Source organism: Lichenicoccus roseus, assembly GCF_005844085.1.
GTDB lineage: Bacteria > Pseudomonadota > Alphaproteobacteria > Acetobacterales > Acetobacteraceae > Lichenicoccus > Lichenicoccus roseus.
In genome coordinates this window covers 121,044-133,191 of sequence record NZ_VCDI01000002.1, presented here as the reverse complement: position 1 = coordinate 133,191, position 12,148 = coordinate 121,044, and the positions used below count along the sequence as shown (strand labels likewise).

The window sequence follows — 12,148 nt, the reverse complement described above, 5'->3', positions numbered from 1 at the left end:
CGTCCGATGCTGGTCCTGTCCCTGTTGCGCGGCGCGATACGCGTCGCGATCACCCTGGCGATGGTCGCCCTGGCCGTCTGGCTCGGCGCCGCGCTCTGGCGCACCTACATGGTGGCACCCTGGACCCGGGACGGCCGCGTGCGCGCCTACGTGGTGGATGTCGCCCCGGAGGTGTCCGGCACCGTCACCGAGCTGCTGGTGCACGACAACCAGTTCGTGCATCGCGGCGATGCGTTGTTCGTGATCGATCCGGTGCGCTTCCGCATCGCCATCGCGCAGGCGCAGGCACAGCTCGAGACCGCGCGCGAGGATCTGCGGCTGCGGCAGTCGGACGCCAGGCGCCGGCAGGGGCTCAGCGGCATCGTCTCCGCCGAGGAGCGCGAGCGCTTCACCAGTGTCGCCGACACCGCGCAGGCGGCGGTCGATTCCGCGCAGGCTTCGGTGGATCTCGCGCAGCTCAACCTTGCCCGGGCCACTTTGTATGCACCGGTCAACGGCTACGTCACCAACCTGCTGTTGCGCAACGGCGACTACGTCAATGCCGGCCAGCCGCGTCTCGCGGTGCTCGATTCCGACAGTTTCTGGATCTACGGCTATTTCGAGGAGACCAAGCTGCAGGGCGTGCATGTCGGCGAGCCGGCGCGCATGAAGCTGATGGGTTACGACGCGCTGCTCTCGGGCCATGTCGAGAGCATCACGCGCGGCATCAACGACCAGAACGGCAATCCGGACCGGCTCGGCCTGCAGGATGTCAGCCCGGTCTTCACCTGGGTGCGGCTGGCGCAGCGCATCCCGGTGCGCATCCATATCGACCAGGTTCCCGCCGGCATCACGCTGGCCGCAGGCATGACATGCTCGGTGAGCATCGGGCGCGAGGCGGATCGCAATCATGCACGGCTGGGCTCCTGGTTCGAGGACCATCTCTGAGCGGCGCCGTGATGAGGCGCATCATCGAGGTCGTGCTGGCCGGCGGATTGCTGACCGGCTGCATGCTCGGGCCCGACTACAGGCCGCCGCGCACGGATGTGCCCGGCAACTGGACCGAGCATCCGGCCACGCCGGAAGAGCTGGCTCGCACGCGCGACCAGCTGCGCGCCTGGTGGGCGGCGTTCAACGATCCGATCCTCGACCAGCTCGTGCAACGCGCCATCGACGGCAACCTCGACCTGCAGATCGCCGGCCAGCGACTGCTGTCGGCGCATGACGTGCGCGACGAGGTTGCCGCCCAGCTGGCGCCGCAGGTCGATACGGTGGACCAGGCCGGCATCCAGCGCTTCTCGACCACGCTGCAATACCCGCCATTGCCCGGCATCTCGTCGAGCAACCGGTTGTGGGCGCCCGGTTTCAGCGCCAGCTGGGAGCTCGACGTGTTCGGGCGCATACGCCGCTCCATCGAGGCGCAGGACGATGAGCTCGGCGCCGACATCGAGGCGCGTCGCGGCATGCTGGTGGCGATCCTCGGCGAACTCGTGGACGACTACGTCACCCTGCGCGCCACCCAGCGCCAGATCGCGATCGCGCGGCAGAACATCAAGACGGCGCGGCAGGCGCTGGACCTGGCCAACCGCGTGTTCACCGAGGGCCTCGGCACCAACCTGCAGGTGGCGCAGGCGCAGGCCGAGCTGGAAACCGAGCAATCCTCGCTGCCGCCGCTGCAGACGCGCGTCGCCCAGCTGGCCCACGCGATCGGCGTGCTGCTGGGCGAGATGCCCGGCAGTGTCGAGGCAATGCTCGAGACGCCGGCGCCGTATCCGACCGTGCCGGCACTTCCGGTGACGCTGCCGTCGATGGTGATCGCCAACCGGCCGGACATCAGGCGTGCCGAGCGGCAATACGCCGAGGCCACCGCGCGCATCGGGGTGGCGGTCGCGCAGCTCTATCCAGACTTCTCGCTGCCGCTCTCGCTGGGGTTGCAGTCCAGCATGATCCACGAGCTGCTGGCAGCCGACAGCCTGGCCTTCCAGCTCGTGCTCAGCGCCGCGCAGCCGCTGTATCATGGTGGCAGGCTGAGCGCGCAGGTGCGCCAGGCCCGTGCCGAGGCGGAGGCCGGACGACTTGCGTACCGCCAGACCGTGCTGACCGCCTTCCGCGAGGTCGAGGACCGGCTGGTCGCCTATCGCAACGACCGCCTGCGCGACGTCACCCTGCGACGCGCCGCCGCCGACAACGCGCTGGCGCTCGATCGCGCACGTCGGCTGTATGCCGCCGGACTGGTGGGCTTCCTCGACGTGCTGACGGCGGAACGGGCGACCCTGCAGTCGCAGGATCTCGCTGCACTCGGCGATCTCGCCGAACTGACCGATGCGGTGGCGCTGTACACCGCTCTCGGCGCCGGCTGGCAGGGCGTGCCGCTGACCGCGACGCAGTTGCCGGTCGACGTGACGACCCAGCACACCCTCGCGCAGCATGGCTGGCTGAACCATGCGGGGCACCTGCCGAGCGAGGTCCTTCCCTGACCGGCGTCGACCCGGAAATAGTCTCTCTTGAGCAACAAGATTGCGTCGTCTGCCCGGAGGCGGCGGGCACTCGGGATCCTGGCATCGGGCTTGCTTTGCGGCACTGCCAACCGCAACCAGGAGCTTCCGGCCCATGCCTCCACGCCTTGCGATCGCAGCCCTCCTGGCGACCACCACCCTGTCCGGCCTCGACCGCAAGGCGATGGCCCAGACTGCCGCGACGGCGACGCCCGCCGCCACCAGGGCAGCGGCGGGGGGTGGCGAGGAGTCTATCGTCGTGCAGGCGAGCAAGGGCCACCATAGCGCGGACGGTGTCACCGGCCTGCAGCCCGGCGGCGGCCTGATCAAGAAGGAGGTGGCGCCGAAATCGCGCAGCACGGTCAGCAAGGACTACATCGCCAAGCAGGCGCCGGCGCAGAGCCCGTTCATGCTGGTGCAGCTGCTGCCCGGCGTGGTGGTTTCGGAAGTCGATCCCTGGGGGCTGTCCGGCGGCCAGATCTCGATGCGCGGCCTCGACAACACCGAGATGGCGTTCATCTGGGAAGGCTCGCCGATCTCCGACGTGGGAGCGTACACCACCTACCCGTCCGAATTCGCCGACAACGAGAACCTGGAAGATCTCAGCCTGCAGCAGGGCTCCTCGAACATCGACACGCCGACCATCAACGGCTCGGGCGGCCTGTTCACCTTCCATGACAGCGAGCCTACCGACAAGTTCGGCGGCCTGGTCGACTACGGCTATGGCACCTACAAGTACAACCGCGAATTCATTCGCCTGAACTCCGGCGAGATCGGCAATACCGGCATCAAGGCGTTCATCTCGTATTCGCACCAGCACGACGTCGCCTGGCGCGGCTCCGGTACCGACGAGAGAAACCATATCGACTTCAAGGCGGTGAAGGAGTGGGGCCAGGGCAACCACGTGTCGGTCGTCGGCGCCTACCAGTGGTCGACGCAGAACAGCTACACCAACCCGACGCTGGCGCAGTGGGGACAGTACCGCACCTCGTATAATTTCGACGGCACCTACACGCCCGGCGACAGCAACTACTGGAAACTCAACCGCAACCCGTACAGGAACGTCAATCTCAGCGCGCCGTCGCACTTCACCCTCACCGACCGATGGAGCGCCGACTTCACGCCGTATTTGTGGCGCGGCTACGGCAACGCCACCATCGGAACCGGGCTGTATCAGACGCAAAACTACCAGGGCGCCCAGCTGATAAACAGCCCGAGCGTTCTACCGTACCCGATCACGCCGTCGGCTGCGAACAACTTCGCCAACGCCGAAGGCATCCTCGCCTTCGAGGACAGCCAGTATCGCGGCGGTTTCACCGCCAAGACCGACTACCGTTTCGGGATCAACGACTTCTTCGCCGGCTGGTGGTTCGACTACTCGAACGACCACGACACCGAGCCGTACAGCCCGGTCAGCTACATCGGCGAGCCAAGCAACGTCTATGGCGAGGTCTCGAACATCAAGGCGCTGAACGGCCTGCGCCTGCTCGGCCAGGATATCGACACCAAGACCAGCGTGAACGCGCTGTTCCTCGGCGACACCATCAGCCTGCTGAACGACCGGCTGAGCATCCAGGCCGGCTTCAAGGAAGCGATCGTCAACCGTGATGGCACCAACAACCTCCCCGGTCCGCAATACAAATCTAGCATCAACGATGCGCAGCCGCTGCCGGCGATCTCGGCGCGCTACCAGATCAACAGCAGGAACCAGGTGTTCGCCAGCGTCACCACCAATTTCCGCTCGCCGGTGAACACCACGCTGTACAACACCTATAGCTACGTCGACGGCTCCACCACCTTCCTCGGCGGCAACAACGTCCGCGACGAATACTCCATCTCGGAGGAACTCGGCTACCGCTATGCCGGCGACCTGCTGGTCGCATCGGCCACCTATTTCCACTACAACTTCACCAACCGCCAGCTGCAGAGCGTGGTGCCGGGCACCAACAACGCCATCACCACCGACATCAATGCCGGCGGCCAGACCTCGGACGGTGTCGATCTCGAAGCCGGCCTGCGGCCGATCGGGCATTTCCGCCCGTATGTCTCCGGCCAGTACCTGCATGCCACCATCGACAACAACATCGAGGCCGGCGGCGACTACCTGCCGACCACCGGCAAGACCGCGGTGCGCAGCCCCGCCTGGGTGTTCTCGGCGGCGCTCGACTACGATGACGGCCGCTTCTTCGGCAACTACACCGTGCGCTATATCGGGCGGCAGTTCGCGACCTTCATGAATGACGAGGTGCTGCCGGCGTACTACGAGATGGGCGGCACGGTCGGCATGCGCTTTTCGGATATCGGGCCGGCCAAGGCGCCGACGATCCAGCTCAACCTGATCAACCTCACCAACAACCAATTCCTGTCCGGCATCAACTCGCTCACCACCAATGCGAAGACCACCACTGGCGTCTATGGCACCACGGTCCCGGGGTCGGCGCCGACCTACAATATCGGCGAGGGCTTCGCCGCCATCGTCACCGTGAAGTCGGCGTTCTGACGTCTGCCCTGGCCTGCTTCGCCGCCCGGCGGCAGGCCTCCGAACAGTATTGGACCTCGTCCCACACGCGGGCCCATTTCCGGCGCCAGGCGAACGGCCGGCCGCACTGCACGCAGGTCCGGCTCGGCAGGTCCCCCTTGCGCCGCATGGGTCCGGTCACCGCAGCACCGCCATGCCGGCTTCCGACGCCTGGCGCTCCAATTCCGCGATGACCGCATACCCGGCCTCGTCGAGGATTTGGAAATCCTCGATCAGCAACGCCTCGCGTACCGCCGCCAGCGCCGGGTCGCGCAGCAGGCCGGCAAGCGCCGCCCTCAGGACGGTCAGCTCCGTATCCGTAGTACCGGTCGCGGTCACCAGCGGCAGCCCGGGCGATGCGGGCGTCCAGTCCAGCAGGCGCACGCCATCGAGGGCTTCGGGCCGGATCCGGCGCAGCAGGGCAAGCGTCACGCAGTCGATGGCGGCGAGACCCGCGTGCCCGCCCCGCACCGCGCGCAGGCTCTCCACATGCGACCCGGTGACGATGATGTCGCGAAAGAACGGCGCGCCGCGCGCCAGCGGCGCCACTGCGGCGCGAAGCAGGTTCATGCCGGAATTGCTGTCGCTGCCGTTGATCGCGCCGATGACGCGACCGCGCAGGTCCTCGAGGCTGCCGGCGGGATCACCGGCGCCGATCACGATGGCGCTGCGCATCCAGGCGCCCTCGCAGCCGGGCGCCCGGTAGCAAGGGGTCGCCACCAGCCGGACCCGGGCCCGCAGCGTGCCGACCAGCGGATAGCCGCAGGTCTGCGCCATCAAGAGGTCTGGGTCACGCCACAATGCGAGCAGCTCCGCCGGTTTCTCACGATGAGGCGGCAACCCCGCGAGGCCGGCGCTGGACAGCCGGCGCAGCAGCGCGTCGGCGAACGCATCGGTCGCCCAGGCGAGCTCCGGCAGATCGTACATCGGCAGGGCCAGGCGACGGGCCCGTATATCACGCAACAGCAGTGGACTTAATCCGAATAGCGACTTATCTAGGTGTTATTAGCTTCTTGCTAACTTACTCGAGAGATACTGCTGCACGCCAGGGGGAGGCGAACCGACATCATGAGCCTGTCCATCGTCAGTCGTGCCATCGTCCCCGGAGGTTCCAGGGTTAAAGCCGTGCCGAGCCGTGTGGAATGGCCGACGGTTGCGCTTGCCGCCGTGATCTATGGCGGCTGGCTGGCGCTGACGGCGATGCAGGGGGCGTTGCCCTGGTGGCTGCTGTTGCCGGCCGGCGCTTGGCTCACCGCCTGGCACATGTCGCTGCAGCACGAGGTGCTGCACGGCCATCCGACCCGCTGGACCTGGCTCAACGACCTGATCGGGTTCGTGCCGTTGAGCCTGTGGCTGCCCTATGCGCGCTATCGGGACGATCATCTCGGTCATCACCGCGACGCCAACCTCACCGACCCGATCGACGATCCGGAGAGCTACTACGTCACCAGCGGGGATTATCTGCGCCGCGGCCGCCCCGGCCGGGCCCTGCTTGCGGTCTGCAATACCCTGGCTGGCAGGGTGCTGGTCGGCCCGGCGCGGGGGATCGTCGGCTTCCTCGCCGCCGAGGGAGTGGCGCTGCGTGACCGTCCCGGGTTGACCCTGCGGATCTGGTTGCCGCACCTGGCGGCAGTCGCCTGCATCCTGCTGTGGCTGCATCTCGCCTGCCACATGTCACCGCTGCGCTACATCGCCTGCTTCGTCTATCCGGGTTACGCGCTGGCTCTCGTGCGATCGTTCGCCGAGCATCGCGCAGCGGAGGAGCATCGCCATCGCACCGCCATCGTCGAGAACACTCCGGTGATGGGGCTGCTGTTCCTGCACAACAACCTGCACGTGGTGCATCATCTGCGGCCCGCGCTTGCCTGGTACCGGATCCCGGCGTTCTATCGCTCGCGTCGCGAACGTCTTGTAAGGCTCAATGGTGGCCTGCTTTACAACGGCTATTTGGACGTTGCGCGGAGGTTCCTGCTGCGCAAGCACCACGAGGCACCGCATCCCGCCACCGGGCCCACGGGCGGCGCCCGGCCCAGGCAGGCACGCTGAAACGTACCCGACACCCGGAGCCCATAAGGTCTCCGGGTGTCGAGCGCCGCAGGCTACTGCTTGGCGGCGCCGGTGCTGCCGGTGACCTTGTCCTGGGTCTGGTCGGTGACGTGGGTCACGTCATGGCCGGCCGCGCTGACATCCTTGCCGGCACCGGAGATGGTGTTGCAGGCAGTCAGCCCAAGCAGACCCAGGCTCAGCGCAGCAGCGGCGAGCAGGCTTGATTTCTTGCAGTTCATACGAATTTGCTCCGGTTGATTACGACACGGATACAAAACGTCGCGGGAAACTGCCGGTTTCCATCCGAAGCCACGAGTGTGGCGCAAAAGCGGATCTGTTGCTTTTGCGCCATCCGGCGTCGGTGTCAGGCCGGAGCCAGCACGTGGATCACCCGGCTGGCGACGATCGCCTTCGTCTGGGCGCCGTAGGCCACCATGTGGGGCGACGCCGCATGCGCCCGCAGCGCATCCAGGCTGGCCCACTTCTCGACCACGATGAAGCTGTCGGCGCCGATCGGGGTCTGCATCGGACCGGCATCGGCCGCATCGATCACGGGGCTGTATTCGATGCAGCCATCCTCGGCGTGCACCGCGGGCATGTTGGCGCGGAACGCAGACAGCAGCCGGTCGCGCTGGCCGGGGTGGGCAGTGATGATGGCGAGGACCTGGATCATGGCGAAGCCTCCTGCAGCATGATCCGTTCGATCATGCGCTGGTTGTCGTTCCCTGCAGCATGATCCGATCGATCATGCTGCGGCTTGTCGTTCATGGACGGACGAAGCCGGGGTTCCTCAATCGGTGGTCTTCGGCCTGACCACGTGGTGGTGATGCAGCGGGCGATGCCTGCTCCTGGCATGCTCGACCAGCGGCGGTGCCGCGGGCGCCGGTGGCGGCGGCAGCGCCACGCCGGTCGCGTCGTCCGTCACGTCCACCACGAGGGCGGAGCGGGGCTTGCCACCCCCCGGCACCAGGCTCACCACGAACCGGTCCGGGCCGGCATAGGCGGTCTCCGCCGTGTAGGTCACGTAGGTCTTGTTGTTGAAGTTGTAGATGAAGGCCTTGCCGTGCGCCGGCAGGGTGCCGAGCACGAACGAGGCATACGAGCCACCGCCGCCAGGCTGGTCGATCGCCACGTCGCACAGGCCGTCGTCGCTGCGTGCCTTGATGGCGACGCTGCGATCGCCGCCGGCGCCGGTCACCGGGCCGATGCTGCAGGCGGCCGAGCGCTTGAGGTAGCCGAACGGATTGGGCGCGACCGCTTCCGGCGGAGGCGGCTTCTGCACGCAGCCAGCCAGCAGCCCGGCCGTCGTGAGACTCGCAAGGACGACACGCACACGCACTCGGCAGCTCCGCTCATGGCTGGCCGCCCGGCACCCATGCGGTGAGCCTGGGCGATTCGGGACGGGCAGATTGACGGGTCCGTGTAGATCAAGCGATGCGCCGGCGGAAGCCTTTGCACGCGCCGGCGGCAGGGGACGCTGTCGATTTGCTCGCGCAACGTGCCGCGGTCGGCGGGCACCGCAGCGGGGCAGTTGTAATTCTGCATCGTGTGCCCTCGGCACGAGTGGCGGGCCTGTCGCTCGCTGGCGGCGCCGGATGGCCGCTAGTATACTGTGATATCGCGACACCCCGCCCAGGTCTGGAATACCCGAATGTCCCCAAGCATTGGCCGCCGCCGCCCGATCACCCGCCTCGTGATGGGCCTGTCCGCCTGGGCGCTGCTGGCAGCGCCGGTGCTCCAAAGCCGGTCGGCGCTGGCCGCGACGCAGTGCGGCATGTCGCCGGCACGCGAGGCATTCGATGTCCAGGGCCTGAAGAGCGAGCTGATGGTGACCGCGCTCTCCTGCGGCGAGCAGGACCGCTACAACGCGTTCGTCGCCAAGTTCAAGCCGGCCCTGAACAACGAGGAGGATGCGCTGCGCCGCTACTTCGAGACCTCCTACGGCCGCTCGGCGCAGCGCGAGCATGACGACTACATCACCCAACTCGCCAACGTGCAGTCCGAGCGCGGCCTTGCCGCCGGAACCTCGTTCTGCCTCCAGCGGGTCAGCATGTTCGACGAGGTGCAGGCTCTCGACAACCCGGCCGACCTCGGCGGGTATGCGGAGGCCAAGGACATCGTTCAGCCGGCGACCTACGACACCTGCGCGGCGCCGGTCGCCGAACACCCGGTCCGCGAGCGCCACATACGCCGCGGCCGCTCCCGCCACAGCGCCTGATACCCGGCGCATGAAGCCGGCCTGTGTCGCCGTCCCCGGCGGTGCGGGTCAGCCGGCGGTGGGATCGGCCGGAACGGCCGCGGGCGTCGCGCTGTCGTAGCCACGACGCAGCAGGCGCGACCAGCGCTGCATCCAGTTCGCTTCTGCCTTGCTACCGCCATCCGCCTGTGGACGCACCAGCAGGGTTGCGCCCATCCAGCCGCTGGCATCGGCGCGGAACCAGCGCAGCTCGACAAGGGATTGCGGCACCGTCACATCCATCGCCTGGAGACGCTCGATCGCCCGGCGCTGGATGATGAACGGGCCTTTCCCCTCGGTGATCTCGCTCGTGCGCAGCGGCCGCATCACCCAGCATTCGTGCGCCGCCGACGCAGCCCCGGGATCGCTCTGCTGGCTGGCAAGTGCAGCCGGGTCGTAGCATGCGCCGCTCGGACGCGTCCCGTCATCGGGGGCGACGATCGGCGGCGGCGCCGTCAGGCTGAGCAGGCCGGTGATCTGACCGCCGCCGGTGCGTCCGAGCACGGTGGATTGGAGCGGATGCGGACCGCCGTCGCGCACCACCATGAGTTCGATCCAGTCACCCGCCGGCAACGGCACCTGTCGCCCGGCAAACTGGATGGTGCCATGCCGGGGCGGACCGAGCGGCGGTGCGGCCAGGGTCGCATAGTCCGGCGCCGGCGTGTCGGGAGGCGGGGCGAAATGCGGCAAGGCCCCGGACTGGCCGGCAGCAGCGCCGGCATGCGGATGCAACAGCGGCACGCCGAACAGCCGGGCGGTCTGCGCCTTCGACGCCGCACCGGCCACCGCGCCGGACCAGGCTGCGCTCAGCCGGGCCGGCATCGCGGGCGGGAACATCGCCGCCAGCGCCGTGCTGCCGACCGCCGCGAACAGGGCCAGCCGCCAGGACGGCGCGCGTCGCCAGAGCCGCCCGAATGCGGACACCCGGGTCCGCTCAGCCCAGCCGCTCGGCCGGCGCGCGCAGGTCGGCGCCGACCGCCTGCACCCCGTCCACGCCCTGCACCAGCTTGACCCGCGTAGCGCCCTGCTGGCGCGCCTCGATCAGCCCGTCGCTGACCATCTCCTCGATAGAGCGCACCAGGTCGCGCGCACTGGCGCCGTCGCCGAGCCGCGCCTGCTTCTGCATCACCTCGAACAGCAGCTCGGCGTCGATGCCGCCCGGTGCGATGTCCAGCCCGTAGCCGGCGATCATCGCCTCCATCTCAAGGGCCGCGACCCGCGCCACGTCGAGGCCCTCCAGCGAGCGGAACACGAAGATGCGGTCGATGCGGTTCAGCACCTCGGGTGCGAAGCCCGCCTGGCGGAGTGCGACCACCGAGGCGCCGCGCAGGGCTTCCGCGTCGCCTGCGTGGCGGATCGCGATCTCGCTCAGCACGTCGGTGGCGATGTTGGACGTCAGCATGAAGATCGCCCGCGTGGTCGAGACCTGGGCGCCGTTCGAGGCCTCGCTCACATGGCCGTCGTTCCAGGCGCTGAGGAACTTCTTGAAGACGTCGGGGTGCGCCTTCTCGATCTCGTCGAGCAGCACCACGCTGTCCGGCGTCTCCTTCAGGCCACCGGTCAGCTTGCCGTAGCTGTCGGAGCCGACATAGCCCTTCGGCGAGCCGAACAGCTGCGTCGCCGCGTGCGGGCTGCTGAACTGGGTCATGTCGAAATGCAGCAGCTTGCGGTTCAGCGCCAGCGCCAGCCGCTTGCTGAGGTAGGTCTTGCCGGTGCCGGGCGGACCCGCCAGCAGGAACACGCCGACCGGCTTGCCGCGCGTCTGCAGGGCGAGCCGGCGGCGCAGGGTGGAGGCGATGTCCTCGCAGACCTGGTCCTGCCCGATCACCTGCGCCCGCAGCGTCTCGGTCAGTGCCGAGGCATCGATGAAGGTGGCCTTCTCCTGCTTCGACAGCAGCTGCTCGAGCGCCTCGCGATTGGTCAGCCGTGCCAGGACATCCATGATCCACCCCTGCCGCTTGCCGTTCGCCGCATCCGCCTGCGCCCTGAGGCTGCGCGGCCGGTCGCCGAGGCGCCACTCATACACCAGCCCTGCCAGCACCAGCGTCCACGTCGACGCCGCGATGCCGGTGTAGAACCAGCCGATCCGTCCCAGCCAGGCCAGCATAGCACCCGGCGACAGGTGCAGCTGCATGGCGATCTGCACCGTCGCCAGCGTCAGGAACGCCAGCATCATCAACGGCATCAGCCGGGTTGCCGCAGGCAGCAGGCCCTTCATTGCACCACCACCCCGATGTTGAGCGCCTGGCCTGGCCCGACCGGCTCCAGTTCCAGCGGGCCGGTGGCGGTCACCGCTCCCATGTGCACGTCGCTGCGCGCCGAGGCGCCGACCGGCTGCAACGAGACGATCCCGGCGCGATCGATCGGCAGCGTCACCAGCACCGGCGCATGGCCCAGCGCCACCGTCTGGGTCAGGCCACCGGCGGTCACCTGCACCGTCGAGCCGCCGCCGATATCGAACAGCGGCAGACGCACCAGCCGCAGCCGCCGGCGCTGCGCTGCCTGGATCAACGCGTCCTGCTGCACCGCCGGCAGGCCGAGCGCGACAACCGCCGCCTGCATGTCGGACGCCGGCAGCGCCTGCGCCTCGACCAGTCCGTGGATGGCGTTGGGGCCGTTCGGATCCTGCACCTGCGAGGTGGCGCCGGCCGGTCCGAGCCCGAGCCCAGGCGCCAGCGCGGCGATCTGCGGCTCGAAGCGCAGCGTGACGCCCGCCACCACGATCAGCGCCAGCAATCCATAGAGAAAGCGCTGGCCGCCACCCGAAGCCTGCTCGGGCATCGGGCTCGGCGGCAGGCTCCGCATCCTGGCGGCTTGCAGATCGGGCACATCCGGTTTCGCCATGCCGGGATGATCGCAAAGCAGCCCAGGCAC

At 68.3% G+C, this 12,148-nt stretch carries 13 protein-coding genes; 5 read left to right on the top strand and 8 right to left on the bottom strand.

Going from position 1 to position 12,148, the window contains the following annotated elements; all coding sequences use genetic code 11:
• The first annotated feature begins 15 nt into the window (after window positions 1-15).
• The 3 genes from FE263_RS05945 (at window position 16) to FE263_RS05935 (ending at window position 4,974) form a co-directional block, all read left to right on the top strand.
• Entirely contained in the window at window positions 16-927 is a 912-nt protein-coding gene (locus FE263_RS05945; RefSeq protein ID WP_138325651.1) for an efflux RND transporter periplasmic adaptor subunit, read from the top strand.
• Window positions 928-938: 11 nt separating this feature from the next.
• On the top strand, window positions 939-2,456 hold the full coding sequence (locus FE263_RS05940; protein ID WP_138325064.1) for an efflux transporter outer membrane subunit: 1,518 nt from the start codon (window positions 939-941) through the stop codon (window positions 2,454-2,456).
• A 133-nt stretch (window positions 2,457-2,589) separates the two neighbouring features.
• On the top strand, window positions 2,590-4,974 hold the full coding sequence (locus tag FE263_RS05935; protein ID WP_138325063.1) for a TonB-dependent receptor: 2,385 nt from the start codon (window positions 2,590-2,592) through the stop codon (window positions 4,972-4,974).
• Here the strand turns inward: FE263_RS05935 and FE263_RS05930 are convergent.
• Both FE263_RS05930 and FE263_RS05925 read right to left on the bottom strand, forming a co-directional pair.
• On the bottom strand, window positions 4,952-5,122 hold the full coding sequence (locus FE263_RS05930; RefSeq protein WP_138325062.1) for a DUF2256 domain-containing protein: 171 nt from the start codon (window positions 5,120-5,122) through the stop codon (window positions 4,952-4,954). The genes FE263_RS05935 and FE263_RS05930 overlap by 23 nt on opposite strands.
• 8 nt (window positions 5,123-5,130) lie before the next feature.
• Window positions 5,131-5,919 (bottom strand): phosphate/phosphite/phosphonate ABC transporter substrate-binding protein, encoded by a 789-nt coding sequence (locus FE263_RS05925; protein ID WP_138325061.1) that lies wholly within the window; start codon window positions 5,917-5,919, stop codon window positions 5,131-5,133.
• A gap of 141 nt (window positions 5,920-6,060) precedes the next feature.
• Between FE263_RS05925 and FE263_RS05920 the strand changes: the two genes are divergently transcribed.
• A complete protein-coding gene (locus FE263_RS05920) occupies window positions 6,061-7,038 on the top strand; it encodes a fatty acid desaturase (RefSeq protein ID WP_138325060.1) in 978 nt (325 codons plus the stop codon).
• Between the two features lie 53 nt (window positions 7,039-7,091).
• Here the strand turns inward: FE263_RS05920 and FE263_RS05915 are convergent, their stop codons facing one another.
• The 3 genes from FE263_RS05915 to FE263_RS05905 all read right to left on the bottom strand — a co-directional run bounded on the left by FE263_RS05915 (window position 7,092) and on the right by FE263_RS05905 (window position 8,377).
• Window positions 7,092-7,277: an entericidin A/B family lipoprotein gene (locus FE263_RS05915; protein WP_138325059.1), complete on the bottom strand. Its 186-nt coding sequence runs from the start codon at window positions 7,275-7,277 to the stop codon at window positions 7,092-7,094.
• Between the two features lie 125 nt (window positions 7,278-7,402).
• Window positions 7,403-7,711, bottom strand: a complete 309-nt coding sequence (locus FE263_RS05910; protein WP_138325058.1) for a putative quinol monooxygenase — start codon at window positions 7,709-7,711, stop codon at window positions 7,403-7,405.
• 117 nt (window positions 7,712-7,828) lie between these two features.
• Window positions 7,829-8,377, bottom strand: coding sequence for a hypothetical protein (locus tag FE263_RS05905; RefSeq protein ID WP_138325057.1), 549 nt, complete (start codon window positions 8,375-8,377; stop codon window positions 7,829-7,831).
• 357 nt (window positions 8,378-8,734) lie between these two features.
• Between FE263_RS05905 and FE263_RS05900 the strand changes: the two genes are divergently transcribed.
• A complete protein-coding gene (locus FE263_RS05900) occupies window positions 8,735-9,256 on the top strand; it encodes a hypothetical protein (protein WP_138325650.1) in 522 nt (173 codons plus the stop codon).
• 48 nt (window positions 9,257-9,304) lie between these two features.
• On the opposite strand, the gene FE263_RS05895 is transcribed toward FE263_RS05900, so the two are convergent.
• From FE263_RS05895 to FE263_RS05885, 3 genes are read right to left on the bottom strand one after another with little or no spacing between them, the layout of a single operon-like run.
• Window positions 9,305-10,198 carry a hypothetical protein gene (locus tag FE263_RS05895; protein ID WP_138325056.1) on the bottom strand — a complete coding sequence of 298 codons (894 nt, stop codon included), beginning with the start codon at window positions 10,196-10,198 and terminating at the stop codon, window positions 9,305-9,307.
• A gap of 10 nt (window positions 10,199-10,208) precedes the next feature.
• Window positions 10,209-11,492, bottom strand: a complete 1,284-nt coding sequence (locus tag FE263_RS05890) for an AAA family ATPase (RefSeq protein WP_138325055.1) — start codon at window positions 11,490-11,492, stop codon at window positions 10,209-10,211.
• Entirely contained in the window at window positions 11,489-12,118 is a 630-nt protein-coding gene (locus tag FE263_RS05885; protein ID WP_138325054.1) for a hypothetical protein, read from the bottom strand. The genes FE263_RS05890 and FE263_RS05885 overlap by 4 nt, the downstream gene beginning before the upstream one ends.
• Between the last annotated feature and the right edge of the window lie 30 nt (window positions 12,119-12,148).

Coding starts and splice junctions, on each gene's coding strand:
- FE263_RS05940 (WP_138325064.1), top strand. CDS start 939: ATGAGGCGCATCATCGAGGTCGTGCTGGCCGGCGGATTGCTGACCGGC.
- FE263_RS05935 (WP_138325063.1), top strand. CDS start 2,590: ATGCCTCCACGCCTTGCGATCGCAGCCCTCCTGGCGACCACCACCCTG.
- FE263_RS05930 (WP_138325062.1), bottom strand. CDS start 5,122: ATGCGGCGCAAGGGGGACCTGCCGAGCCGGACCTGCGTGCAGTGCGGC.
- FE263_RS05925 (WP_138325061.1), bottom strand. CDS start 5,919: ATGTACGATCTGCCGGAGCTCGCCTGGGCGACCGATGCGTTCGCCGAC.
- FE263_RS05920 (WP_138325060.1), top strand. CDS start 6,061: ATGAGCCTGTCCATCGTCAGTCGTGCCATCGTCCCCGGAGGTTCCAGG.
- FE263_RS05915 (WP_138325059.1), bottom strand. CDS start 7,277: ATGAACTGCAAGAAATCAAGCCTGCTCGCCGCTGCTGCGCTGAGCCTG.
- FE263_RS05910 (WP_138325058.1), bottom strand. CDS start 7,711: ATGATCCAGGTCCTCGCCATCATCACTGCCCACCCCGGCCAGCGCGAC.
- FE263_RS05900 (WP_138325650.1), top strand. CDS start 8,735: ATGGGCCTGTCCGCCTGGGCGCTGCTGGCAGCGCCGGTGCTCCAAAGC.
- FE263_RS05890 (WP_138325055.1), bottom strand. CDS start 11,492: ATGAAGGGCCTGCTGCCTGCGGCAACCCGGCTGATGCCGTTGATGATG.
- FE263_RS05885 (WP_138325054.1), bottom strand. CDS start 12,118: ATGGCGAAACCGGATGTGCCCGATCTGCAAGCCGCCAGGATGCGGAGC.